Annotated in this window: 22 protein-coding genes; 5 read left to right on the top strand and 17 right to left on the bottom strand. The window is 60.8% G+C overall.

Features of this window, described 5'->3' with window-relative positions; genetic code table 11:
• The first annotated feature begins 50 nt into the window (after nt 1-50).
• Complete coding sequence (gene yjgA / locus ACJ8OK_RS19515) at nt 51-599, top strand: ribosome biogenesis factor YjgA (RefSeq protein ID WP_004936968.1); 549 nt, start codon at nt 51-53, stop codon at nt 597-599.
• A 30-nt stretch (nt 600-629) separates the two neighbouring features.
• Here yjgA and ACJ8OK_RS19510 read toward each other — a convergent pair whose 3' ends face one another.
• The 5 genes from ACJ8OK_RS19510 to aaeX form a co-directional block, all read right to left on the bottom strand.
• Nucleotides 630-929, bottom strand: coding sequence for a barstar family protein (locus ACJ8OK_RS19510; protein WP_004936963.1), 300 nt, complete (start codon nt 927-929; stop codon nt 630-632).
• Between the two features lie 5 nt (nt 930-934).
• Nucleotides 935-1,402, bottom strand: a complete 468-nt coding sequence (locus tag ACJ8OK_RS19505) for a ribonuclease (protein WP_033632004.1) — start codon at nt 1,400-1,402, stop codon at nt 935-937.
• Nucleotides 1,403-1,682: 280 nt separating this feature from the next.
• Complete coding sequence (gene aaeB / locus ACJ8OK_RS19500; RefSeq protein WP_015379187.1) at nt 1,683-3,650, bottom strand: p-hydroxybenzoic acid efflux pump subunit AaeB; 1,968 nt, start codon at nt 3,648-3,650, stop codon at nt 1,683-1,685.
• A complete protein-coding gene (aaeA, locus tag ACJ8OK_RS19495; protein ID WP_004936954.1) occupies nt 3,650-4,585 on the bottom strand; it encodes a p-hydroxybenzoic acid efflux pump subunit AaeA in 936 nt (311 codons plus the stop codon). Before aaeA ends, aaeB begins: the two co-directional genes overlap by 1 nt.
• Before the next feature lie 7 nt (nt 4,586-4,592).
• Nucleotides 4,593-4,796 (bottom strand): p-hydroxybenzoic acid efflux pump operon protein AaeX, encoded by a 204-nt coding sequence (gene aaeX, locus ACJ8OK_RS19490; RefSeq protein WP_004936952.1) that lies wholly within the window; start codon nt 4,794-4,796, stop codon nt 4,593-4,595.
• Nucleotides 4,797-5,110: 314 nt separating this feature from the next.
• On the opposite strand from aaeX, the gene aaeR reads away from it, so the two are divergent.
• Nucleotides 5,111-6,022 carry an HTH-type transcriptional activator AaeR gene (gene aaeR, locus ACJ8OK_RS19485; protein ID WP_015379188.1) on the top strand — a complete coding sequence of 304 codons (912 nt, stop codon included), beginning with the start codon at nt 5,111-5,113 and terminating at the stop codon, nt 6,020-6,022.
• Here the strand turns inward: aaeR and ACJ8OK_RS19480 are convergent.
• Both ACJ8OK_RS19480 and ACJ8OK_RS19475 read right to left on the bottom strand, forming a co-directional pair.
• A complete protein-coding gene (locus ACJ8OK_RS19480; protein ID WP_033632002.1) occupies nt 6,013-6,357 on the bottom strand; it encodes a hypothetical protein in 345 nt (114 codons plus the stop codon). The two genes, aaeR and ACJ8OK_RS19480, sit on opposite strands and share 10 nt — an antisense overlap.
• A complete protein-coding gene (locus ACJ8OK_RS19475) occupies nt 6,354-6,617 on the bottom strand; it encodes a zinc ribbon domain-containing protein (protein WP_442530855.1) in 264 nt (87 codons plus the stop codon). Before ACJ8OK_RS19475 ends, ACJ8OK_RS19480 begins: the two co-directional genes overlap by 4 nt.
• Before the next feature lie 207 nt (nt 6,618-6,824).
• Here ACJ8OK_RS19475 and uriH point away from each other — a divergent pair, with 207 nt between their 5' ends.
• Together uriH and ACJ8OK_RS19465 are read left to right on the top strand one after the other, a co-directional pair.
• Nucleotides 6,825-7,766 carry a uridine-preferring nucleoside hydrolase UriH gene (gene uriH / locus ACJ8OK_RS19470; RefSeq protein ID WP_033632000.1) on the top strand — a complete coding sequence of 314 codons (942 nt, stop codon included), beginning with the start codon at nt 6,825-6,827 and terminating at the stop codon, nt 7,764-7,766.
• Nucleotides 7,767-8,459: 693 nt separating this feature from the next.
• A complete protein-coding gene (locus ACJ8OK_RS19465) occupies nt 8,460-10,142 on the top strand; it encodes a Wzy polymerase domain-containing protein (RefSeq protein ID WP_442530853.1) in 1,683 nt (560 codons plus the stop codon).
• Nucleotides 10,143-10,201: 59 nt separating this feature from the next.
• On the opposite strand, the gene ACJ8OK_RS19460 is transcribed toward ACJ8OK_RS19465, so the two are convergent.
• The 10 genes from ACJ8OK_RS19460 to csrD all read right to left on the bottom strand — a co-directional run bounded on the left by ACJ8OK_RS19460 (nt 10,202) and on the right by csrD (nt 24,418).
• Complete coding sequence (locus tag ACJ8OK_RS19460) at nt 10,202-10,966, bottom strand: CDP-diacylglycerol diphosphatase (RefSeq protein ID WP_033631998.1); 765 nt, start codon at nt 10,964-10,966, stop codon at nt 10,202-10,204.
• A gap of 151 nt (nt 10,967-11,117) precedes the next feature.
• Nucleotides 11,118-12,563: a metalloprotease TldD gene (gene tldD, locus ACJ8OK_RS19455; protein WP_442530852.1), complete on the bottom strand. Its 1,446-nt coding sequence runs from the start codon at nt 12,561-12,563 to the stop codon at nt 11,118-11,120.
• A 7-nt stretch (nt 12,564-12,570) separates the two neighbouring features.
• Complete coding sequence (gene nit1, locus ACJ8OK_RS19450; protein WP_082997296.1) at nt 12,571-13,431, bottom strand: deaminated glutathione amidase; 861 nt, start codon at nt 13,429-13,431, stop codon at nt 12,571-12,573.
• Nucleotides 13,428-17,231, bottom strand: a complete 3,804-nt coding sequence (gene yhdP / locus ACJ8OK_RS19445; protein ID WP_442530850.1) for an AsmA2 domain-containing protein YhdP — start codon at nt 17,229-17,231, stop codon at nt 13,428-13,430. Before yhdP ends, nit1 begins: the two co-directional genes overlap by 4 nt.
• Before the next feature lie 88 nt (nt 17,232-17,319).
• Nucleotides 17,320-18,789, bottom strand: coding sequence for a ribonuclease G (gene rng, locus ACJ8OK_RS19440; protein ID WP_004936922.1), 1,470 nt, complete (start codon nt 18,787-18,789; stop codon nt 17,320-17,322).
• Between the two features lie 38 nt (nt 18,790-18,827).
• On the bottom strand, nt 18,828-19,412 hold the full coding sequence (locus ACJ8OK_RS19435; RefSeq protein WP_004936921.1) for a Maf family protein: 585 nt from the start codon (nt 19,410-19,412) through the stop codon (nt 18,828-18,830).
• 10 nt (nt 19,413-19,422) lie between these two features.
• Nucleotides 19,423-19,911 (bottom strand): rod shape-determining protein MreD, encoded by a 489-nt coding sequence (gene mreD / locus ACJ8OK_RS19430; protein ID WP_004936918.1) that lies wholly within the window; start codon nt 19,909-19,911, stop codon nt 19,423-19,425.
• A complete protein-coding gene (gene mreC / locus ACJ8OK_RS19425; protein ID WP_028127540.1) occupies nt 19,908-20,933 on the bottom strand; it encodes a rod shape-determining protein MreC in 1,026 nt (341 codons plus the stop codon). The genes mreD and mreC overlap by 4 nt, the downstream gene beginning before the upstream one ends.
• A gap of 94 nt (nt 20,934-21,027) precedes the next feature.
• Nucleotides 21,028-22,071 carry a rod shape-determining protein MreB gene (gene mreB / locus ACJ8OK_RS19420; protein WP_003855260.1) on the bottom strand — a complete coding sequence of 348 codons (1,044 nt, stop codon included), beginning with the start codon at nt 22,069-22,071 and terminating at the stop codon, nt 21,028-21,030.
• A gap of 412 nt (nt 22,072-22,483) precedes the next feature.
• Nucleotides 22,484-24,418 carry an RNase E specificity factor CsrD gene (gene csrD, locus ACJ8OK_RS19415; protein WP_033631995.1) on the bottom strand — a complete coding sequence of 645 codons (1,935 nt, stop codon included), beginning with the start codon at nt 24,416-24,418 and terminating at the stop codon, nt 22,484-22,486.
• 203 nt (nt 24,419-24,621) lie between these two features.
• Here csrD and acuI point away from each other — a divergent pair, with 203 nt between their 5' ends.
• Nucleotides 24,622-25,599, top strand: a complete 978-nt coding sequence (gene acuI / locus ACJ8OK_RS19410; protein WP_004936902.1) for an acrylyl-CoA reductase (NADPH) — start codon at nt 24,622-24,624, stop codon at nt 25,597-25,599.
• Nucleotides 25,600-25,610 lie beyond the last annotated feature (11 nt).

The raw sequence follows: 25,610 nt of genomic DNA, 5'->3' as shown, positions 1-25,610 counted from the left end.
CATAAAGCCGGCAACCTGTTAGGATTAGCCTCTTTTTAACGGAGCCTACCATGAACAAACAGCCTGAAGACTGGCTCGACGATGTCCCGGAGAATGAAAACGAGGACGATGACGAGATTATCTGGGTCAGTAAAAGTGAAATTAAACGTGATGCCGAAGCGCTGAAAGACCTGGGGGCCGAAATGGTCGATCTGGGCAAAAACGCGCTGGATCGCATTCCGTTGGACGAAGATTTGCGCGCCGCCATCGAGCTGGCGCAGAAGATCAAAAAAGAGGGCCGTCGCCGTCAGCTGCAGCTGATCGGCAAGATGCTGCGCGCCCGCGATATCGAACCGATCCAGACCGCGCTCGACAAGCTGAAAAACCGCCACAACCAGCAGGTTTCGCTGTTCCACAAGCTGGAAGCGCTGCGCGACCGTCTGGTCGAAGAAGGCGATGACGTCATTCCGTCGATCCTGGATCTGTATCCGGCCGCCGATCGCCAACAGCTGCGTTCACTGGTGCGCAACGCGCAGAAAGAGAAGGCCGCCAACAAGCCGCCTAAGGCTTACCGCCAGATCTTCCAATACCTGCGCGAGCTGGCCGAAGCGGCCGACTAAGCGCCGCCGCCATCCCGGGATGAACCCGTTTCATCCCCGGTGATGTGCCGGTTCGCCGCTGCTTTCGCGGATATTGAAGCGCAGGCTGCCTTCCAGCTCTTCTTCCGCCTCTTCAAACAGCAGAATGATCGCGCCGAAACGACGCTTGCTGCGGGCATTCAGGTGAGTGAACTCGATTTCCACCGGCAGACCGATATCGCCGGTCACTACGTCCCACAGCGCGTCGAGGTTGGCGCCGAATCCCTCGTCCAGCGCAAACTTGTGCGCAAAATCGCGGTAGAAGGTCGGCACATCCTGGATCTGTTCAAAATCAAACTCTACTTTTGCCATCAAACTCACTCCACACGAATGAAGTTTTTGTAATGGTCGCGCGTGACGAAGATCAGACCGTCGCTCGAATACAGCAGGCGATCGGCGCCGCGCCGGCCACACTGGTAATTGATGTCCGCTTCGCGCCAGACCCGGCCGCCGGCGCTCGGCAGTTGCCCTTCACGGTTAGAGAATCGATCGCCGCCAATCGCCTTGCCCGGCAATACCGCACAGAGGTTGCCTGAACGCGGGTCCCAGCCCTGCTCGCGCGCCTGCTTCTTGGTGACGTAATAGCCCGGAAGCCGCTGATGCTGCTGCAGGTAGCTCACCACCGTTTGCTGCTGCGTGAGCCGATCGATGCTCTGCTGTTGCCCCGCCGGCGCTTGCACCACCGCCGCATTGCCGCCGATCGCACGGTGCTCGTTGCCGCGCAGCGCGCTGAAGACGGCGATGACCACGGCGATGACAATCGCCAACAGAATCCGCTTGTTCATGACATTCCCTGAAATTATGCCGCCGAAGGCGCCGCAGCTCCCCCAGGCTAGTTAGGTATATAGCCGACCTGGATGAAACTAAGATGACCGGCACGTCACGTTTTCGCGGCGGTAAGCGTTTCATCCACTCATGACAATGATGCCACTTTCCAGTCGTTCTGGCACTCGGAGTCTCTCTGAAAACAGGCCGCCTCACATGAGACGGCTCGCCATGCCAGGCGCTGCTTTCAGTATAGTCAGGGAAGGCGCCGCACAACGCGGCGCAACAGGAGGGAACGCATCAATCGATCAAGGCGTGACGATAGCGATGCAGCATGTCGGCCAGGCGTTTCACCGGCCCGGTGACGCTGAGCGGCGCCTGATTGTCCACCAGCTTCTGCTGGTACTCGTTCATTTCACCCAGCAAGCGATCGTAGTAATAGGCGCGCTTGACGTCGTTCTTGGCGGAGACCACCCGATCGGCGGTGCTGCGGATCTGGCGGTGGAAGGCCGACAGCTCTTCGCTGACCGGAATCTCCGCCCGCTGCATGCGCTGGTGGGCAATGATCAGGTTCAGCGCCAGACGATACTTGGCGATGTCGTTCGGGAACATCATCAGCAGTTGGTTAAGCTGCTGATACAGCGCCGGCAGGTGGTTTTGCCGACGACGCGCCGCCTTGGTGGTCAGCGCCGACACCGCGCTGCTGACGAACTGGTTGAGCAACGTGCGGCCGGTGCGTTCACGCGAATTGTCGCGGATCAGCAGCAGCACCATCAGCCCAACGCAGCTGCCGAGGAACTGGCCCAGCGCCCCGTCGAGAAACTGGGTGACGTTGAACTCCATCGGGTTGCTCAGCACCAGAATGTTGATGGTCCCGGCCAGCAGCCCCAGCGAACCGAGCCGCCGCTTCTGCACCTCGATGCCGATGAAAAACGCCAGCAGGCCGAGGCTGAGACACAGCAGCAAAATGCTCTGCTGCGTCGCCGGCAGGATCACCATGAAGAACAGAGAGCCGACCGGGATCGCCGCCAGCATGCCCAGCACGAAATCCATCGCCACCATGCGCGGCGCCGGGGTGCGCATCGCCAGCGAGGTGATGACCGCGATGATCACCATAAAACCGCTGCCGGACGTCCAGCCGGTCCACAGCCACAGCAGGCTGCCGAAGGCCGTCGCCACAAAGGTGCGCAGGCCGTTGATCATCGCGTGATGCCCTTCCGCCGAAGTCGGCTTGACCACGGTTTCGTTGCTCAACACCCCCTCTTCCACCGCGCTGATACTGCAGTTGGCGTGCACGCCTTTCGACAGCAGCAGGTAGCGCGTCGCCGCGCCGACCCAGCCGGTGAGGGTCGGCAGCGTTTCCTCGGAACGATGCGTGGTCAGCACCTGGCGCAGCAGCTTCATGCGCTTGTGGATCTCCTGCGGGGTTTCCGCCGGGACCATCAGCTGCTCACGCAGGCTGTCTTTCAGCGCGTCCGGGTGATTCAACAAGATCAGATAGGTTTCGCAGGCCTGGGTGATCAGCGTCAGCGACAGCGTATGCAGCGCTTTTACCCGGCGGTTGACCTTCTGCCAGCGCGAGGACTCCATCATCAGGTTGTTGCGCATGCCGTCCAGCGCCGTGGTGCTCTTCACCAGATTGCTCCAGGCGCGGTCGATATCCTCTTTGTCGGCATTGCTGATGCACATCTGCATCAGGCGGTATTGCGCCACCAGCAGTTGATCCACCGCCCGATCGATGTCCTGTTTGATCGAACGCGGCGAGAACAGCAGATCCGCCAACACGGCGCTGACGATCCCCAGCACGATCTCGCTGCAACGTTCGATGGCGAACTGCGGCGCTTCCAGCAGATGAGACTCGCTGGTGGCGACCGTCACGATGATGATCAGCGCGGTATACCCGGCCAGCCCCCAGGCATAGGAGTTCTCCACCTTGATAAGCGAAGAGAGCCAGGTGCAGAAACCGGCCCAGATGCAGCACAGCAACAGCATCACCACCGGCGCGCGGGCGGTGGTGATGATAATGATCAGGCCGACGAAGCAACCGATAAAGGTGCCGATAATGCGCAGCCAGCCGCGGTGGCGGATGGCGCCGGAGAAGGGTTCGCCGCCGGCGGCAAAGGCCGGGCCGGCGGCGACGATGGCGGCGGTCATCGCCGACCAGCGCGGGGTTTCCAGATTGAGATGGAAGCCGACGAACAGCGCAAACACAATCGCGAAGCTGAGTTTGAAGGCGAATCTCAGCCGGATAAAGGTTGGGCTGCTCATTAGCCGAACTCACGCAGCCGGTGCATCAGGCGCACAAAAGGCGAGCCGCTGTCGGCATTGCGATCGTTCTTGCCGACGATCACCACGGTGGCGGTGGTGCCGGCCGGGTACGGATGCTGTTGATCCTTGGCGTCCAGCAGGATCTTCACCGGCACGCGCTGCGCCAGGCGCACCCACTCCAGGTTGCTGTCGATCGAGGCCAACCCTTTGTTGTTCACCGTGCTGCTGCTGTTGTTCACCGCCGCCGCCACGCTGTCGACGGTGCCGTGCATGATGCGGTTGCTGCCGAGCGGGGTGATCTCCGCGCGGTCGCCCTTATTCAGGCCATTCAGCTTGGTTTCTTCCAGGTACGCCAGGATGTAGAAGGAATCTTTCTTCACCAGCGCCACCGCCACCGAGCCGCGGGTGATGTATTCGCCGGCATGGACGTTGAGGTTGGTGATCCAGCCATCGGCCGGCGCCCGCACCGTGGTGCGTTCCAGATCCAGCTGCGCCAGCTCGCGCGCCGCAATGGCCTTCGCCAGTTGGTGCTGCACGGTCTGCAGTGAGTTGTTCGACTGGTCAATCTCTTCCTGCGACATCGCCTGCACGCCCAGCTTCACGCGGCGGCCGGCCTCGCGCCGTTTTTCCGCCGCCAGCGTCTGATAGTAGGCGACGTCGGCGCCGGCTTCCGCCAGCGCCTGCTCATAACGCGGCCGATCGACCACGAACAGCACCTGGCCTTTCTTCACCAGTTGGTTATCCACCACCGGCACGTCGGTCAGCAGGCCGCTGACGTCCGGCGCGATCGCCACCACATCGGCGGTAAACTTGGCATCACGCGTCCACGGCGACTCGGTGTAGAACACCCAGGCCTTGAATATCGCGGCGATGCCCAACAGCACAAGAATCAAAGTGATCGCGATTCGGGTTATTTTTATCGAAAAATTTTTCACAGCGACCTCAAACAAAAAGACACGAAATCAGATAAAACAAGCAGCAATACAGCGCGGTGTTAAACAGCGCCGGATGCCAGACAAAATCGTAAATCCCCGTCGGCTGCAGCAGGCGGCGCAAGAGAAAAAACAGCGCCAGCGACACCAGCAGCTCGAAAAACACCGGCGGAAACGACAGCCCGAAGATGACCATAACCGGAAGCAAACTCATCACTTTTTCCTTATTGTTCACTACGCCGGGGAAAGACACATCTCGCCATTCACATTCTCTTTACATTTTAGCGTGCGCGCGCCACAAATCTTGACCAGGCAGCTTGTCCAGGTCACGAACCCGAAAAAAGGTTAAACTTGGGGGCAGACATCCACGACAGGGATTGCGAGGGTGCCGGAGGAGCGGCAGGATTGCGTTGCCGATCGCTCTCGCACGTTGGTAAGGTCTATTCACCCGACCACGTTATATTAGCCTGCTTACTATCAAGGCATCAACAATCTGTGATCTAAATCACTTTTAAGCCAGAGTGAATAATGGAAAGATTAAAACGGATGTCGGTATTCGCCAAAGTGGTTGAGTTCGGGTCGTTTACCGCGGCCGCACGCCAACTCGACATGAGCGTTTCATCGATCAGTCAAACCGTCTCGAAACTGGAAAATGAACTGCAGGTCAAGCTGTTGAACCGCAGCACGCGCAGCATCGGCCTGACCGAGGCCGGCAAAATCTACTATCAGGGCTGCCGACGCATGCTGCAGGAAGTCAGCGAGGTGCATGAGCAGCTGTACGCGTTTAACAATACGCCCGCCGGCACGCTGCGCATCGGCAGCTCATCCACCATGGCGCAAAACGTGCTAGCGAACATGACCGCCGAGATGATGAAAGAGTACCCAGGCCTGACGGTCAACCTGGTAACCGGCATTCCGGCGCCGGATCTGATCACCGACGGACTGGATCTGGTGATCCGCACCGGGGCGCTGCAGGACTCCAGCCTGTTCTCCCGCCGCCTGGGGCAGATGCCGATGGTGGTGTGCGCCGCCAAAAGCTACCTGATCCAGCACGGTACGCCGCAGAAGCCGAGCGACATGGTCAACTTCTCCTGGCTGGAGTACAGCGTGCGGCCCGACAGCGAATTTGAACTGATGTCGCCGGAAGGCATCACCACACGCATTTCCCCGCAGGGGCGCTTCGTCACCAACGACTCCTCCACCATGATCCGTTGGCTGAAAAACGGCGCCGGCATCGCCTACGCCCCGCTGATGTGGGTGATCGAAGAGATCAAACGCGGCGAGATCGAGATCCTGTTCAAAAGCTACCATTCGGATCCGCGGCCGATCTACGCGCTCTATACCGAGAAAGACAAACTGCCGCTGAAGGTGCAGGTGTGCATCAACTATTTAACCGACTATTTCGAACGCGTAGCGGCGGTCTATCAGGGCTATCGCTGAGCGGCGCTCAAATAACGGCGCGCCAGCGCGGCCAGCAGCGTCAGCGCCACCATGCCGAAGCCCCACAGCAGCCAGACGGCGTAGCCCGCCCAGGTCAGCAGCACAGGAAAATAGCTCGCCAGCCCGCTGCCCAGCTGTTTCAGCCATGGCAGCCAGGCGTCCAGCACCGCCTGCGGCACCAGGCTCAGCGCACCGTTCACCGGCAACGATGCATTCCCGGCTGCCTCCGCCAACGCCGGGAGCCAGGCCAGTACCCCGGCTACGCCCCAGGCCAGCAGCGTCCACAGCGCCATGGCGCCCAGCAGCAGCGCGAGTGTCCAACCGCCCCGGTTCACGGCACACCGCCGCCGCACTGCGGACAAAAGCGGCTGCCCGGCGGCAACGGCGCGGCGCACTGGCCGCAGGTGGCGCTTAGCGCGGCAAACGGCTGACCGCAGCGGTGATAATAACGGGCGCCCGATTTATTCACTGCCTGGCATTCCGGGCACTGCGGCCCCGGCTCACCATGCTGGTTATAGCGGTTGCCATGATGCCCGCCGCCGTGGCCCGCGCGCTGATGACCGCCTTGCCCCAACAACCGTTTCAGTAAGCTCATCCCGCCTCTCCTCTGTGCATTGACGCTGAACCTCACTGTAAACCCTGGAGTAAACTCCAGGGTAAAGCCCGGCGAGCAGGATTTACGTTTCATTACATCGTAAAAGTGGCAAGGCTTTGATGCCGTTAACAAAAGCACCATCGGCATTATCCCACACCGTCGCGCTGCGTTATGCTGCGGAAACCTCTCCCTGCATCAGGAATAACCATGAAAAAAATCATACTGGACTGTGACCCGGGGCATGACGACGCCATCGCTCTGTTGCTGGCCTGGGGCAATCCGCAGATCGACCTGCTGGCGGTCACCACCGTGGTGGGTAACCAGACGCTGGACAAAGTGACGCGCAACGCCCTGGCGGTGGCCCGTATCGCCAATATCACCGGCGTCCCCTTCGCCGCCGGCTGCCCGCGTCCGCTGGTGCGCAATATCGAAGTGGCGCCCGACATTCACGGCGACTCAGGCCTCGATGGCCCGGTGCTGCCGGAACCCCACCTGCAGTTGGACTCACGCCACGCGGTAGACCTGATCATCGAGACCGTGATGGCCCACCCGCCGGGCAGCGTGACGCTGGTGCCGACCGGCGGCCTGACCAATATCGCCATGGCGGTGCGTAAAGAGCCGCGCATTGCCGAACGGGTCAAGGAAGTGGTGCTGATGGGCGGCGGCTATCATGTGGGCAACTGGAGCGCGGTGGCGGAGTTCAATATCAAAATCGATCCCGAGGCGGCGCACATCGTGTTCAACGAAAAATGGCCGCTCACCATGGTCGGGCTGGATCTTACCCACCAGGCGCTGGCCACGCCGGCAGTCTGCGAACGCATCGCCGCCCTCGGCACCCGGCCGGCCGCCTTCGTCGGCGAACTGCTGGCATTCTTTGGCCGTATGTACCAACAGGCGCAAGGCTTCAGCGCCCCGCCGGTGCACGATCCTTGCGCGGTGGCCTATGTGATCGATCCGAGCGTCATGTCGGTGCGCAAAGCGCCGGTAAATATAGAGCTGACCGGCACCCTCACCTTAGGCATGACGGTCGCGGACTTCCGCGCGCCGCCGCCGCCGGATTGCCACACCCAGGTAGCGGTCAAACTGGATCAGGATAAATTCTGGGATCTGGTGGTGGATGCGCTGGAGCGGATCGGCGACGTGGAGTAAGCGCACAAGAGACGAGATTAACGCGCTTGGGCAGGCGCGTTAGTCTGTATTCTGCCGCGGCAACGGGGAGGCTCAAGCCATAACCTCTTTTATTTCCAATGCAGCAGAACAATCCTAACAATAAATCATTTTATAAAAACCAAAAAAAAACAGATGAAGACAAGAATAATCTCAATAAAAATACAACGATGAAAATCAATTTTAATTTAAAAATCAGCAATGGAAAACGATGGAATAAATCTCCGCCATCACGCCGCCGCTGACGAAACAAATTAAAAAATAAGATACCTATCTTATTCTTCACATTGACTGCCGACATAGGCCATCGCCGAGATACCTCACGATATTCATACACGCAAAAATAACACTCAATCAACTGATTTTAATAAACAAAAATAAAATTCGATTAAAAATTGACTGAATCACAATAGATTTGAGAAAATAGCGCGTCTGTTTTTGCAAACAACAAAAATGCCTTTTGCGGGTGAAAATTACGGCTTAACCTTTCTTTAGGCATACAGCCTCGCGCATTCTCAGGGCAAACATTATTTATCGCTTCACCATAAAGACGATTTAAATTTCCCGTGAGACATTTCGAATTGAACATTACACGCATTTCAACATCAGGATAAAGGATAGGGAATAATCAAAACATGCATTTCATAAACGCTATCAGGCCATGGCAGGTTAACCATGGCCGATAAATCTCCCGCTAACGCAGCGACCATCGCCGTGCTGCCCCTGCTGCTGATCTGGATGGCGGCGGTCCTGCCGGTTTATTACCCCAACATGGGAGGCGACGGTCTGGCGCTGCCGCAAAACATTCTGGCCTGGGCTGTCATGGCGCTCACCACGCTGATAGTGACGTTCACCATTTGCCTTGGCCGTACCCGTCTTTCGCTGACCCCCACCGCACGGCGGTTGCTGCTCGGCATCGCCGTGCTGGCGCTGCCGCTGCTGTATACCCGCCCCGAATGGCGCGAAGACGCCCTGTGGCGCTGCGCCGGTCTGCTCGGCGGCTGGCTGTTCTATGTCGCCTGCCTGCAGCTGCGCCTCAACGCCCGGCAGCGCGAGCTGCTGTTGTACGGTCTGCTGTTTGCCATCGGCGTTCAGGCGTTGCTGGCGGCGCTGCAACTGTTCGCCCCCACGCTGGCCTGGGTAGCCCCTAACGGCAGCCGGGTCTACGGCGTCTTTCAGCAACCGAACGTGCTGGGCAGCTTTATCGCCACCGGGCTGGCCTTGGCGCTCTGGCTGCTGCTTGCTCCCCTCTCAGCGCCAACGTGGCGGCGGCAAATCCCGCTGCTCGCGCTGCTGGCCGTTTTCTCCGCCCTGCTGGTGCTGATCCAGTCGCGCGCCGCCTGGCTTGGCGGCGCCTTGGCGGCGGCGTTGCTGCTGTGGCGTTTTGCCCGCCGGCGCCCGGCCGCAAGCCGCTGGGCCGGCGGCGCGCTGCTGTTGGGGATGGCGATCGGCCTCACAGTGGTGTTCACCGGTTTCGGTCTGGATGGCCGCGCCGGCCTGATCGGTCGGGGGCTGTCCAACAGCGCGCGTCTGACCATGCTGCATGACGTCGGCGCCATGATCCTAGCCAAGCCGCTGCTGGGCTGGGGTTACGGCGGTTTTGAATACAGCTTCGCGCACTTTCGCCTGCAGGAAATGCCCTGGCGAGAAGTGTTGGAAGTCGCCGGGCATCCGCACAATGAAATCCTGCTGTGGTGGGTTGAGGGTGGCCTGCCGGCGCTGGCGGGTATCATGATCGTCCTCATCGCCGGCGCGCTGCTGCTGAAACGCGCCTGGCAACGGGATCGCGAGCAGCCGAACGGTGCGCGCGTCGGGCTGTTCCTGGTGCTGCTGCCAATGCTGGTGCACACCCAGCTGGAATACCCTTTCTATCTGTCTGCGCCGCACTGGCTGGCGTTTCTGTTGCTGCTGGCGTTGCTGGATGGCCAAACCGGCGAACCCCGCCCGCTGCCGTTCGCCAAAACCCTGAGCCTGCCGGTGGCGATGGCGGCGGTCGGCGTGCTGGTGATGGCGGTCTTCGCCTGGCAAGGGCGCATGGCGCTCACCCAGTCGGAACGCACTATGCTGGCCAACATCGACAGCATCGAGCACATGCCGCCGCCGGCTGCCTGGATCTACCGGGAGCGCAAAACCTTCGACGAGCAATCTCACGCGCTGCTGGTCTATAACCAGACGCGTGATGATGCCCTGTTGACCGGCTATCGGCAGTGGGCCAATGCCTATCTGCAGCGCCGTATCGACGCCAACGTCTACGCCACGCTGATCATGATCTTGCGCTATCAGGGGGATCAGGCACAAGCCGACGCTCGCCTGCGGGAAGCCGCTTTCCTGTTTACGCGGGATGCGCGGTTTAGGTAGGGACAACAAGGTGAGAGCGATGCCTCGTTGCTCTCACCTGCGTCATTTATGTAGCAAAATCAACGTGGCAAAATCGCGCACTCTTTATCCAGCAGCGACTCTACCGACGCGCGATTGCCGACGTCCCAGCCGCGTTTCGAGGCCAGCAAGATAAACCCTTGCCGGCCGGCAAACGTCGTCGGAACGACGACCACGCCATATTCCGCCAGCTGCGGCGGCGACAGATGGAAATAATCCGCCAAATCCTTAATCGGGTAGATGCCCATCACGGCTGGCTGCATCACGCGGCGAGCATAATAGGTGTGGCGCAACAACTTATCCGGCAAAGGCCGCCATTGTTCCTGTATGTAGGGGCGTTCCGCCTGCAATTGGCGCCGCACGTCCTCGCGCAGACAGGTCAGGTGAATGTGCAACTGGTTTTGGCTGCGGCCGTAAGCGGAGTTGATCGCCATGCCCAACATATCATCCGGCACCGGCCCGCCATACTCGGCGGCCAGCCGGTAACGCATCAGCCAGGCATAGCCAAAATAGTCTGTCCGTTCTCCAACCAGCAGCTGCGGGCTTTCAATGCCGGAGAGCGGCGCCGTCGGCACCAGGATAAAGTGATAAGGGTAACGCGGGTTCTGCAGCACGCTAAAGCCCTGCGCTTTCCCCTGCGGCATATAAATCTGCTCGCACGGGGCCGGATTGCGTTTTTGCTGATAGTTGGCCATGCAGAGTTTATCGACCACGCCCCACAGCGCATCGGAACGGGCGCAGCCCGTCAGGGACAGAACGCCCAGCACCAGCAGCCAACGCCGAGCGGATAATGCCAGGCGCGTCATTCTTGTCGTGCTCTGTTTTTTCGCCACGTCAATTTCATTCCATTATGTCGTGCAGGCTACGGCGTCCTGCCGCGCTTAGCGTTACGAATGCGAGAAAGGCCGCGAAATGGAGAATGGTTGAGGGGCCAACGCATGCCCCCTTGAAGAAAGATTACGCCGTGCCACCGACGGTCAACGTATCCAGTTTCAGCGTCGGTTGGCCAACGCCTACCGGCACGCTCTGGCCTTCCTTGCCGCACACGCCCACGCCTTTATCGAGCGCCAGATCGTTGCCGACCATCGAGATCTGCTGCATCGCCTCGATGCCGGAGCCGATCAGCGTCGCCCCTTTTACCGGTTTGGTGATGCGGCCCTTTTCGATCAGGTAGGCTTCGGTGGTGGAGAACACGAACTTGCCGGAGGTGATGTCCACCTGACCGCCGCCAAAGTTCGGCGCGTACAGACCGTACTCGACGCTGGCGATGATCTCTTCCGGCGTCGATTGGCCCGCCAGCATGTAGGTGTTGGTCATGCGCGGCATCGGCAGATGCGCGTAGGACTCGCGGCGGCCGTTGCCGGTCGGGGCGACACCCATCAGCCGCGCGTTGAGCTTGTCCTGCATGTAGCCTCTCAATACGCCGTTTTCAATCAGCACGTTGTACTGACCCGGCACGCCTTCGTCGTCGATCGCCAGCGAGCCGCGGCGCCCTTGCAGGGTGCCGTCATCCACTACGGTGCACAGTTCGGAAGCCACCAGCTCACCCATATGGCCGCTGAATACCGAGGTGCCGCGTCGGTTGAAGTCGCCTTCCAGGCCGTGGCCCACCGCCTCATGCAGCAGCACGCCCGGCCAGCCGGCGCCCAGCACGACCGACATATTGCCGGCCGGCGCCGCCACCGCGCCAAGATTGACCAGCGCCATGCGCACCGCTTCTTTGGCGTAGGCATCGGCGCGCACGTCGCCGTCGACGGTTTCCAGGAAATAGTCGTAACCGAAACGGCCGCCGCCGCCGCTGGAGCCGCGCTCACGCTTGCCGTCCTGTTCCACCAGCACGCTGACGGATAGGCGCACCAGCGGGCGAACGTCCGCCGCCAGCGTGCCGTCGGTGGCGGCCACCAACACCTGCTCGTAAACGCCAGTGATGCTGGCGTTCACTTCCTGCACTCGCGCATCGGCGGCGCGCGCCACCTTGTCGACGCGGTGCAGCAAGGCAATTTTCTCTTCGCGCGGCAGGCTTTGCAGCGGATCGAGCAGCGGATACAGCGCCCGGTAACCGATCTCGCCCAGGGTATGCGCCCGCCCGTCCCCCTGCTCGCGCACGATGCTGCGCGCCGCCTGGGCGCTCTGCTGCAGCGCATTCAGGGTGATCTGATCGGCATAGGCGAAGCCGGTCTTCTCACCGCTGACGGCGCGCACGCCGACGCCCTGGTCGATATTGTAAGAGCCATCCTTGATGATGCCGTCCTCGATCACCCAGGCTTCGTGATAGCTGGACTGGAAATAGAGATCGGCGTAGTCGATACGGCGTTCTGCCAGTTGACCCAGTACCCTGTACAGGTCTTGATGACTCAGCTTGTTGGTAGCGAGTAACTGCTCACTGACAAACGTCAGGCTCATAATGGTTTCACTCTTGATTGGAGGATAGCTTGTCAGACGGCGCCGTCAGCGACGTCTGGAATCGGTTGTGCTGCAGCACCGGCATCTGCGCACGAATATTTTTCAGGCTTGCGGCGTCCACGCGCACCTTCAGCGCCGCCACGGCGTCCGCGTTCTCGGCCAGCACCTTGCCCCAGCCGTCAACAGCCAGCGTGTGGCCCCAGGTGCGACGAGTCGGCCCGTGGCGCCCCACCTGCGCCGGCGCCAGGATCATGCACTGGTTTTCGATCGCCCGGGCGCGCAGCAGGATTTCCCAATGTGCCTCACCGGTCACTCGGGTAAAGGCAGCCGGCACCGAAATCAGTTCGGCGCCCTGCGCCCGCAACGCCTGGAACAGCGAGGGGAAGCGCAAATCGTAGCATATGGTCATGCCCAAACGCCCGACCGGCGTATCCACCACCGTCAGGTGCTGCCCGTGCTGGTAGGTATCCGACTCGCGGTAGTGGCCGTGCGCATCGTTGATATCCACATCGAACATGTGCAGTTTGTCATAGCGGGCGCGGATTTCGCCCTGCTCGTCAAACAACAGGCTGCTGGTGGTGATAAGTTCCGGGTTTTCGCGGCTGATCAAGGGCATCGAGCCCACCAGCAACCACACCCGATAGCGGCGCGCCAGCTCGCGCACCGCGTTCTGCAGCGGGCCATCGCCCTGTTTTTCCGCCTGTTGGCGGTAGGCCGCGGAGTTGGCGAACAGCAGCGCGTTCTCCGGCGTCATGACCAGTTTTACCCCGGCATTGAGCTGCTTGATCTGCTGTTCAATCTGGGCCAGGTTATCGCGCACCTGATCGCCACTGCACAACTGCAACAACGCAACGTTAGCATTCCTCATGACGCCTTATCCTCCTTTGCCTTACGAAGTACCTCATTGATCTTCGGCTGGTCGAGATCGCCGCCGATATGGTAGCGAATCAGCGAAATCTTGCTCCACAGCGGCCCCAGCACCTGCGAGGCGGCAAATACCGCCGCGCCGACGATCGGGTTGACGACAAACGCCGTGGCCACGCCGACGGTCGCCGAAATCGCCGGCGCCACCACCGCCTCCATATCGATGCGGCGGCGCGCCAGATCGATCTGGCCGCTCATGGCGATGTCCGCTGCCAGGCCGTCGATCAATAGATTATCAGTATGCATTATGCCATCTTTCAGCCAGGCGGTGCTGCGGATGGAATCAAAGTAGAAACCTTTGCCGAAGGTATCGCTGAAATCGAACTGCAGCTTGCGCAGCAGGGCGTCGAAGCTGACCAGCCGCAGCAGCTGGCCGGCGCGGCCGCCGCCCATGCTGTCGATCTCGCCCTTGCCCATCTTGACCTGCAGCGCGCCGCTTAACGTATTGACCTGCGGCTGCCACGGCGCGCCGTGCCAGTACAGATCGAAGTCCACGTCGTAAGGCGCCCCCTTCAGCGGGATAGTGATGCCGAAGAAGGCGGCGGTTTCATCTATCTTGCCGCCGAGTAGTTTGCCTTTCAGCGAGCTGCGCTCTTCCTGCGCGTTTTGCTTCCACAAGCCGGTGGCGCTCATGCGCCCTTTACCGGTATCGACCAGGCCGTGATCCAGCGTCAGGGTATCCCCCCGATTAGTCAAATCCGCCTCGACCTTGCCGAGGTTCTGCCCCAGCACCCAGCACGACTTGCAGCGCAGCATCAGCGAAGGCCAGTCGCGGAAGGAAACTTTCTCGGTCGACGGCGACGGCGCGCCCGCCGCATTTTTCGTCTCGGCGAACTGTGGGTTGTAATACAGGTAGTTGATATCGGCGCGCCACGGCCCGCGATCGGCCACCCGCAGGCTGCCGTCCACTTCGTCGCTCTTGGCGCTCACCAGGGTAGCGCCAAGCTGTTTTTCGGCCGACAGCGTCAGCTTATGCCAGGCCTGGCCGCCCAACAGCAGCTGCGGCGTGGTCAGCGCCACGGTGGTGGGGAAGCTGAAACCGCCCACCTGACCGCTGCCGCCGCCCTGTTTCAGCGCCGGCGCCAGCAGCGCCAGCCACTGCTCGCCGTCCAGCGCCGGCAGGTTCAGCGTCATCGATTTGCCGGCCGGCAGCGGCGGGGTGCCGCCACCGTTGGTTTGCCAGGCGGCACGCGCCAGATTCACCTGTTTTTTGTCGAAGTTCCATTCGCTGTTGAAGCGGTTCTGCTTGCCCGCGCTGCCGGTCAACGTGAAGCCGTTAAGACCGCCTTTAACCTTGACGTTCACCGGCAACGCCTCGCCCGGCGCCTTGTCCAGCGGTGAAGGTAAGTGACTGCTCACTTTCTTCAGGTCTGCGTCCAGACCGATATCGTAGCTGGCCGAGCCCTGATGCGGCAACGTGATGGCCACCTGACTCTGCCAGGGCGCACTGCCGCTGAGCGCAGCGGCAGCCTCTGTCGGCAGGCCGGGGAACTTGCCCGGCTGCCAGTCGCCCTTCAGGCCGACATTGATCTTGTAATCGCGATCGCCTTCCTGCGTGGAAAAGTTGACCGCCACCGGCTGCCCGAACCAGTTGGCCGACAGGGGGTCGCTCTGCAGGTTGCCGTTGTCGAAGCGGAACTTGCCGCTGAGCTTTTGCAGTTCGCTGTCCAGCGGCTTTATCAGCAACGAATTGTTGTTCAGCGCCACTTCGCCGGTGGCTCTGACCTGCTCGCCGTCCAGGGGAATATCAAGATGTAAGCGCCCACTGACATCACCGCCAATCTGCAGCTGCTCCAGCGCCGCCCCGAGCGAATCGTGCAACGGCGTCTGCATGAAGTAGTCATGCACGTCGCTGCCCGCACCCGCGACTTCGGCATCGATCAGCAGCCGCTCTTTCAGGTAATCCGGGATCACCGCGCTGATATTTTTACCCGCCACCTTACCCAATCGGGTTTGCGGCGCATGCATCCACAATCCCTCGTTGGCGAAATCGAGATCGATCGCCAAATCGGTCAGCGCCGGCCAACCCGGTTGGAACTGGAAGGTGGCGTGACGTAGCGGTACGAAGACTTCAAACTGCCCTTCGTTTTTACGATACGGGAAGTGCTGCGGATCGCCGGAATAAATCAGCGTGGCGTTATCCACCTGGCCGCCCTGAATGGCGCCGCTCAGGTAGTCCACCAGATGCTTGCCCATCAACGGCTCCGGGAAATAGCGCCAGGCGTCGGCGCCGTCATACAGGCGGATGCCCGCCAGAATGTTCAGCCACGGATCGCCCTTGGCCGGCTGCTGATAACGGAAATCACCGTTGACCCACAGCGACTTCGCCTTGACGTCCAGCCCCTGGCTCGCCAGCTCCCACCCTTGATCGTTGTAACGCCAGGTCAGCGCGCCGCGCGCGCTGTTGATTTCAAGCGGAGCGCGGAACATGTCGCCGTAAGGCAGGGTGCTGTCGGTGAGCCCCAGCGTCAGGCGGCCGTTCTCCACCCCGCCGCTCAGCGCACCGGAGAAGTGGTTGACGCCGGGCAGCAGTTCCCAACGCTGCCAGCTGACATCGCGCCACAGCGCCTGAAAACGGCTCTTTTCCGGCTGCTTGAGCGGGATGTCCAGCGCCAGCGCTGCCACCTGCCCCTGCGGCTGCAGATCGTTCCAGCGCTCGAGCACGTCCGGGCTGAGGAACGAGAAGGTCGGCAGCAGCGCCGACAGGCGCTCCAGCTGAAGGTTGGTCGCGCGCACCCGCAGCTCTTCATTCTGCGCCGGCCCCATGAATTCGGTGTTTTCCGGCAGCCACAGGGCGGAAAGCGCGCCCTGCGGCCAGGCCTGGCCGTCGGTGCTCAAACGCAGCTGCGACACGTCGAGCTGCCACCCTGTGCCCTGGCGGCGCAGCGACAGCGCCAGATTGTCCACGTCCAGCCGGTGCTGCGCGGAGCCGGTATTCCAGTTGGCCGCTCCCTGCTTGAGCAACGCATGGCCGCCGGCGATCTCGCCGTTCTGCACCTGCAGCCAAGCAGCCAGGCTGAAGTCGGCGCTTTCCAGCCCGGTGTTGGCACGCAGCCAGCGGGTAAACCAGGGTTTCATGTCGATGTTATCGGCCTGCAGATAGACCGTGCCGGTGTCCAGCAGGCCCTGATTATCGCGCAGGTCCATGCGCAGCTGCACCACGCCGTGTTGGCCGTTCAGCGTCGACAGGCTGATCTGCCCCTCGGCGCGGTGGCGATCGCGGCCGTTGAGCCAGGTCAGCTGGGGAATGTCGAATTCGGCGCGCGCGCCGGCGGGCGTCAGGAATGAAATACGACTGTCGCGCAGATCGAAATGGTCGAGCTGGCGCAGCATCAGATCGCTGATTTTACCGGGTTCAAGGCCATCGCCCTGCCGATCGCCGCCCAGCGTGGCGTTCAAATCAAGCCGGAATTGATAGAAGGTCAGATCGCGGAACTGCCAGCGCCAGTGCAACAGCGACTGCCACACATCCAGCGCCAGCGTCACGCGCTCGATATGCACATCGCTTTTGGGCAGCGTAACGCTCAGGTTACGCACTTCAAGCTGCGGGCCGAAGGTTTCCCAACTGCCCTGTAGGAAATCCATCTGCACGGGCACGCCGGACAACTTCTCCACCTGCGCCAGCAGTTGGGGACGGTAGTCGTTCAGCTTCGGCAGCATCAGGCGCAGCCCGCTGATCAGCAGCGCCACAATCACGATTAGGGTGGCGCCTGTTGCTAACAGAATCCCAGGCAGTCGCCTCACGCAGTTCTCCTTGCTCCGCTGCCTGGCAACGGGAATATCTATGCACTGACGGGCCCGGCGTGCCGAGCCCCTATCGATGTCGGGCGGGCTACATCATGACGACGTCGAACTGCTCCTGGCTGTACAACGGTTCGATCTGCACCTTCACCTGTTTGCCGACGAAGATCTCCACTTCGGCCAGCGCATGCGACTCTTCGCTCTTCAGCGCTTCGCCGACCGCCGCAGAGGCGTACACCAGGAAGCGATCGGAATCGTAAGCATGGTGCACGCGCACAATCTCGCGCAGGATCTCGTAGCACACGGTTTCCACCGTTTTCACGGTGCCGCGCCCATTGCAAGTAGGACAATCGTGACAGAGCACATGTTCAATGCTTTCACGCGTTCGTTTACGCGTCATTTCAACTAAGCCTAGCTGAGAGAAGCCGTTGATCGTGGTTTTTACCCGATCTTTACTCAAGGCCTGCTCCAGCGAGTGCAGCACCCGGCGGCGATGCTCTTCGTTGTTCATATCGATAAAGTCGATGATGATGATGCCGCCCAGGTTGCGCAGCCGCAGCTGGCGCGCAATGGCCTGCGTCGCCTCGATGTTGGTATTGAAGATGGTTTCATCGAGGTTGCGATGGCCGACGAAGGCGCCGGTGTTGATGTCGACCGTGGTCATCGCCTCGGTCTGATCGATGATCAGATAGCCGCCGGACTTCAGCTCCACCTTGCGCTCCAGCGCACGCTGGATCTCGTTTTCCACATCGTACAGATCGAAAATCGGCTGGCTGCCGGTATAGAGCTCGAGCTTGTTGGTGATGTCCGGGATGTACTCGCCGGTGAACTCCACCAGCAGATCGTGCGTCAGCCGCGAATCGACGCGGATGCGATCCAGCGCCGCGCCAGCGAAATCGCGCAAGATGCGCTGCGCCAACGCCAGCTCGCCGTACAGCTTGTATTTGGTCTGGTTGCGCTTCTTGCGCTCCATCACCTTGGTCCACAGCCGTTTGAGGAATGCGGCGTCCTGCGCCAGCTCTTCCTCGCCGATGCCTTCCGCCGCGGTGCGGATGATAAAGCCGCCCAGCTCGTCGCAGTGCGGCGCCACGATCGCCTTCAGGCGCTCGCGCTCGGCTTCGCTGTCGATGCGCTGCGACACGCCGACGTGCGCCGCACCCGGCATGAAGACCAGATAACGCGAAGGCAGCGTGATATCGGTGGTCAGACGCGCGCCCTTGGTGCCAAGCGGATCTTTCACCACCTGCACCATCAGGTCTTGCCCCTGGCGCACCAGCTCGGCGATGTCGCGCACGTGGAAGTTTTTCCGCTCGTCGCCGGCGACGCATTCGGTATGCGGCATGATGTCAGAGGCGTGCAGGAAGGCGGCCTTATCGAGGCCGATGTCGACGAACGCCGCCTGCATGCCCGGCAGGACGCGACTGACGCGCCCTTTATAGATATTGCCGACGATGCCGCGTTTGGATTCGCGTTCGATATGGATCTCTTGCAGAATGCCGCCATCGATATAGGCGACCCGCGTTTCAGACGGTGTGATATTAACCAGTAGCTCAGCTGTCATGCCTTCTCCTCAGAGCCGGTCGATAGTGGCAGCGCCCATCAACCGGTTCTTACATCACGTAATGCGACAAAATTACTGAGCAGCTCATGTGTTTCGACCAGCGGCAGACCGACCACTGCGTGATAACTCCCGGTTATCGTTCTGACGAAACAACCACCCTTTCCTTGAATTCCATAGGCGCCCGCCTTATCCATCGGTTCGCCCGTAGCAATATAGTCGCGGATATCCTGTTGTGACAGGCTGCGGAACGTCACGTCGGTCACCACCAGCTGGCAACGCACGTCGTGGCGATCGGCGATCGCCACTGCCGTCATCACCTGATGCTGCTTGCCGGACAGGGCCGCCAGCATGTCCGCCGCATGGGCTTCGTCGCGCGGCTTCTCCAGCACCCGGCCGTTGAGCACCACGATGGTGTCGGCGCCCAGCACCGGCCGATCTTCCTGCGCCAGCGCCACGCCCGCTTTGGCCTTGTCCTGCGCCAGGCGGCGCACATAGGCTTCTGCGGCTTCGCCTTCCCGGCGCTGCTCTTCGGTATGCGTCAGCAGAATGTCGAACGACACGCCCAGCAGGGTCAGCAGTTCACGTCGACGTGGGGAGCCGGAGGCCAGATAAAGCGAAGTCATTGATATACCCTTACTGTACGGCGAACTGACGGCGGATTTTGCGCATCAACAGGAATAACCACGGCCACAAAATGCCGTTTACCACACTACTCCAGAACACCTCTGGGCGGAAAGAGACGTTGATCACTAAAAACTCAGCCCAGAACACCACCACGTCCATCGACAGCGACAGCAGCACGACAATCAGCGCCTGTTGCCACAGCGCCATATTGCGGAACAGTTGGAATTTGAACGCCACCAGATAGGCGATGATGCCCAGCGCCAGCGCGCGCACGCCCAGCGTGGAACCGAGGATCAGATCCATGATCAGCCCCAGCACGAAGCCGGTGCCGACGTTGACCCGATGTGGCAAAGCCATCACCCAGTAGATCAGGATCAGCACCAGCCAGGAAGGCCGGAACATGTAGATCTGCTCCGGCCACGGCATGATTTGCAGCACCAACGCCACCAGGAACGACAGCCAGATTATCCAGCGCCCGTGGCTGCGGTAGCTGTTCATTGCACCACCCCCGCCGCCGCGGGCTGAACCTGAGGCTGAGCAGAGGCCGGTGCCGTGGTTTGCGGCGCCACCCCGGTGGCCGGAGCCGGCAGCTGCGGCCCGACGGAACCGGCAGGCGGCAGCACCTGCGGCATCATCTGCATCAGGCGTTCATTGGCCACGCGGTGCACTTCGTCCGGCGGCAGCGGCATGTCGCCGTTGCGATCGGCGCCCCATAGCAACAACAGGTAACGCAAGCGCTGCAGACCGGCGGTCGGCCGCGCCTGAATCACAGTGTAAGCACGCTGGTTGTCGACCTTGACCGAGGAAACCACCGCCACCGGATACCCTTCCGGGAAGCGGCCGCCGAGGCCGGAGGTGACCAGCACGTCGCCAACGCGGATGTCGGTGTTGTTCGGCAGATGCTCCAGTTGCAGATCGTCGGCGCAGCCGCTGCCCGCGGCGATCACCCGAATATCGTTGCGCAGCACCTGGATCGGCAGCGCATGCGAGGCGTCGCAGATCAGCAGCACGCGGCTGGTGACTTTCGCCACCGCCACCACCTGACCGACCACGCCCTTGTCGCTGATCACCGGCTGGCCTTCATAGACGCCGTTGTCCGACCCTTTGTCGATCACCACCTGATCGCTATACGGATCGGAACCGGTGGAGATCACCTGGGTGACCATCTTGTGTTCGTCCTGACGCAACGGAGAACCCAGCAGCTCGCGCAAGCGGGCGTTTTCCTGCTTGAATTGGCCAAGAAGAAGAATATCGCTGTTTTTCAGCAGCAGTTCCTGCCGCAGAGCGCGGTTTTCCAGCTCCAGCTGTTGGCGGGTGGCCAGCGTCTCTGACACGCTGTCCAAAACTTTACGCGGCCCGTTGGCCAGAAAATAGAAAGGGCTGACTGCGGTGTCCATGTAGTTGCGTATCTTCACGAACGTGCCGAGCCGGCTGTCGGCAACGATCAGGCCAATGGCCGCAATCACCGCCAAAAAAAGTCGCAGTTGCAGGGAAGGCCCCCTGCTAAAAATCGGCTTCATAAATTATGCGAGTTCCTCGACAACAGAAAGAGGAACCGTACCCGATTCTCGCTGTGCGCATTCATCCGATACGATTCCTCCTTCCAGGGGCTGACTATTCTTCGCTGAACAAATCGCCGCCGTGCATGTCGATCATTTCCAACGCCTTGCCGCCGCCGCGCGCCACGCAGGTCAGTGGATCTTCCGCCACTACGACCGGGATGCCGGTTTCTTCCATCAGCAAGCGATCGAGGTTGCGCAGCAGCGCGCCGCCGCCGGTCAATACCATGCCGCGTTCGGAAATGTCGGAGGCCAATTCTGGCGGGCACTGCTCCAGCGCCACCATCACCGCGCTGACGATGCCGGTCAGCGGCTCTTGCAGGGCTTCGAGGATTTCATTGGAGTTCAGGGTAAAGCCGCGCGGTACGCCTTCGGCCAGGTTACGGCCGCGGACTTCGATTTCGCGCACTTCGTCGCCCGGATAGGCAGAACCGATTTCGTGCTTGATGCGCTCGGCGGTCGCTTCGCCGATCAGCGAGCCGTAGTTGCGGCGCACATAATTGATGATGGCTTCATCGAAGCGGTCGCCGCCGATGCGCACGGAAGAGGAGTACACCACGCCGTTCAGCGAGATCACCGCCACTTCAGTGGTACCGCCACCGATATCCACCACCATGGAGCCTGTCGCTTCGGAGACCGGCAGACCTGCGCCGATCGCCGCCGCCATCGGTTCTTCAATCAGGAACACTTCGCGCGCGCCGGCCCCTTGGGCGGACTCGCGGATAGCGCGGCGTTCAACCTGGGTCGCGCCGACCGGCACACAGACCAGCACGCGCGGGCTTGGGCGCATGAAGCTGTTGCTGTGAACCTGTTTGATAAAGTGCTGCAGCATTTTTTCGGTCACGAAGAAGTCGGCGATCACGCCGTCTTTCATCGGGCGAATAGCCGCGATGTTGCCGGGGGTGCGGCCCAGCATCTGTTTGGCGTCATGACCGACGGCCGCAACGCTCTTTGGGGAGCCGGCACGATCCTGACGAATGGCAACCACCGAAGGTTCATTCAGTACGATGCCTTGCCCTTTAACATAAATCAGGGTATTGGCGGTACCCAAGTCGATGGACAAGTCGTTGGAAAACATGCCACGAAATTTCTTAAACATAACGAAAGGATAATCCTGCAAGCTGGGGGCGGAAAATAAAATCCGCCTACTTTACCAACCACACGAAGCAGCGACAAGGCGCAAAAACGTTCTACTTCGGTGAAAAATAGTCTGTATTGTTTCTGCTCGAATGCACGGAAATTGGATGAGGCCTGAATTCCCTGAACAAAGGCTCAGTTTACCACCCTGTCAACGCACGAAACGGCGTAACACAGCTCATAAAATCTAACATATTCCCTGATTGCCGCCGGTGGTAAGCACCTACCAACGTCAACCAGATAAAGGCAGACAAGAGCCTATCTCAAATAGGCGTTGTTGTCGCAGGCAGTTTGGAAAAAACTCCAAAAAGACGGTAACGAGGCCCAGATGGATCCGGCCCTCATTCTACGTCAATTTTTGTCCGTCAATCAGCTTAAACACGATAACGACGTGAATATTTTTTACGCCCCGCGTCGATCGGTTCCGGCGACGCGAAAAAGTCGCCCTGCCCGCCATGGATCCCACGCTCTTTCAGCGTCTGCCATTCGTTGCGCGTACGTACGCTGGCAGCGAACACCTGCGCGCGCGTGCCCGCGCAGGCGCCGGTCAGGCTCTGCACGAACAGCTGGTTTTCGTCCCGCTTATCGATGCTCCGCACCAACCCCGGGTGGAGCTTGACGATCTCCACCTGCAGCGACTTGATATAGGACGTACTGACCACGGTTAAACCCGCTTTGGACACCGCAAGGCGGCAGCCCAGCCCTGACAACAGCCTCAGCACCGGACGCAAACGGTCGATATGTTGACACACATCTGCCTCCGCAAGTTCAATCAGAATTCGCCGACGTTGACTTTTTTCGCATTGCAACAGCGTATCGCGTAGCCAGCGCTGGAAAGAGCGCTGCAAAATCGAGTCCACGCACAGTGGAAACGCCAGCGTTTCCTCAGGCCACTGCGCCAACAAGGGAATGATGCGGCTCACCTGTTGGCGATCGTAACTCTCCGCCAACCCCAGCTGCTGCACCAGCGGCATATATTCCGCCGGCAGCAATTCCTGGGTGCCGTCATAGATCCGGCTCATGATCTCGCGATGGTGCACCTCGCCTTCCACGGTCACCGCCGGTTTCTGATACAGCCGCGGGCCACCGCGCGCCAGCACCTGTTCCAGCAGCGTGCGCCACTTGACGCTGCCGCGCCCCTTTTCCGGCACCTGGCTGTCGTACACATACCACCCGTTTTCGCCCTGCAGCGTAGCGTGGCGCGTCGCCTGCTCCGCATAGTCGATCACCTGCTCGGTGGTTTGACCGCTGCGGTACGCCACGATGCCGATGTGCAGGAAAGCCTCGCGATCGATCAGCGCCGTGGAAGGCAAGGCATCGATGGCGTTGACCAGCTGTGAAGCGATGCCGTCGGCCTCCTTCAGGGTTCGATGCGGCAACAACACGGTAAAATCGCTGTGGAAGTAGCGCGCCAGCAGCGCCGACGGGTAGCGCATCACGAAGGTAGACAGCAGGTTGACCAGCGAATACATCAGCTCTTGCACCGCCACGCTGCCGTGCGTCTCGCGCAGGGTCTCGAAATCGGGCAGCCGCACCATCATCACGATGCCGTGCGAGCCTTCATCTTCCAGCTGAGTGGTCAATTGGTTATCGAAGAACAGGCGATTATTCAGCCCGGTTTTGGCGTCCTGCGCGGCGAAGGCGCGGATCAGCGTATCGACCCGGCTGCGCTCTTCCCGCGCTTCCGCCAGATCGGCCAGCAGGCGGTCGAGTGCGCCGCTGACGTTGGCCGGCCACTCACGCACGTCGCCCTGCATGACGTTTTCGCGCTCGCCGTTCAGAATGCGCCGCGCGCGGCGTTCCAGAAGATCTTCGCCGTCGGCCTGTTCACGCAGCCAGCGCAGGCTGAACAGCAAAATCACCACCATGATGACGATCGACAGCGTGACGGCGGCGGTGGATTGCAGCGTACGCACGTCGCTGGCGAAGGGATCGAGGTAGGTGATGTATAGCGTGCTGCCCGGGTGCTGCAACAGGGGGCGCGAGGCCTGACGATAGCCGTTCAGCGCATCCCAGTGCTCTTTTTTGACCGTCGGCAATTTATAGTCGAGCAGTTGGCTGGCGCCGGCCTCTACGCGGATCGACACGATGCCGAGCGTGCGCATGACGAGCGGCAACCATTTTTCCTGCTCCTGGGGGGGCTCACGCAGCATGGCCTGATCGAGCGAGGTGACCATCGAATCCAAGCGGCGCTCCACGCGATCTTGCGTGACGTAAAAGAAGCTGTATGAGCATCCCATCAGCATCAAAAACATCGCCAGCGCGACCAACAGAGTGATCAATGCAGAGAGTTTGGTGGTAAATCGCATCCCTGTGCCTTGTCCGCTATGGTTAAGTGAGTGTGCCCCTTTAGCCAAAAGGGGCCGTCCAACCCTAACAAGCCTTGCCGAGGAATAAAACCTGCAAGCGCCGTTTTTGTCCTTTATCAGGACTTGGGCCGCTTATTATGCATATAGTCAAATAAATGTGATTCAGCCATTGATAGAAAAGTGTAAACGAGAGGAAGAGTGACATGCGTGCACTGTTATTGGAACAACAAGACGACCAAACTCTGGCTCATATCAAAGATATCGGCAGCGATCGGTTGCCGGAAGGCGATGTCACCGTCGACATCAACTGGTCCAGCCTAAATTATAAGGATGCGCTGGCGATCACCGGCAAAGGCAAGATCGTGCGCAACTTCCCGATGGTGCCGGGCATCGATTTCGCCGGCACCGTGCGCCACAGCCGCGACGATCGCTTCAAAGAGGGGCAAAGCGTGGTGCTCACCGGCTGGGGCGTGGGCGAACACCACTGGGGCGGCCTGGCCGAGCAGGCGCGCGTCTCCGGTGAGTGGCTGGTGCCGCTGCCGAACGGGCTGGATGAGCGCAAGGCGATGATCATCGGCACCGCCGGCTTTACCGCCATGCTGTGCGTGATGGCGCTGGAGGAAGGCGGCGTGCACCCGGACGACGGCGATATCCTGGTCACCGGCGCCAGCGGCGGCGTGGGCAGCACCGCCATCGCCCTGCTGGCGGCGCTGGGTTACCGGGTGACCGCCATCAGCGGCCGCGACAGCAATACCGAGTACCTGAAAGCGCTCGGCGCCAAAGAGGTGATGTCGCGCGATGGCTATATCGACACGCCGCGTCCGCTGGAGAAACAGCTGTGGGCCGGCGCGGTGGACACCGTCGGCGACAAACTGCTGGCGCGGGTGCTGGCACAGATGAACTATAACGGCACCGTCGCCGCCTGCGGCCTGGCGGGCGGTTATCAGTTGCCGACCACCGTGATGCCGTTCATTCTGCGCAACGTGCGCCTGCAGGGCGTGGATTCAGTGCATACGCCGCTGCATCGCCGCCAAACCGCCTGGGAACGGCTGGCCGGCATTCTGCCGGACAGCTTCTATCAGCAGGCCACACACGAAATCGCCCTCGAGCAGGCGCCGGCCACCGCCGCCGCGCTGCTTAACAACCAAATCACCGGCCGCACTCTGGTGAAAATCCGCTGACCTTCTCCCCT

Source organism: Serratia sp. CY71090 (genome assembly GCF_052166845.1).
Taxonomy (GTDB): Bacteria; Pseudomonadota; Gammaproteobacteria; order Enterobacterales; family Enterobacteriaceae; genus Serratia; species Serratia nematodiphila.
Note: the sequence above shows the minus strand (reverse complement) of the source record. Positions and strands in the feature narration are given on the sequence as shown.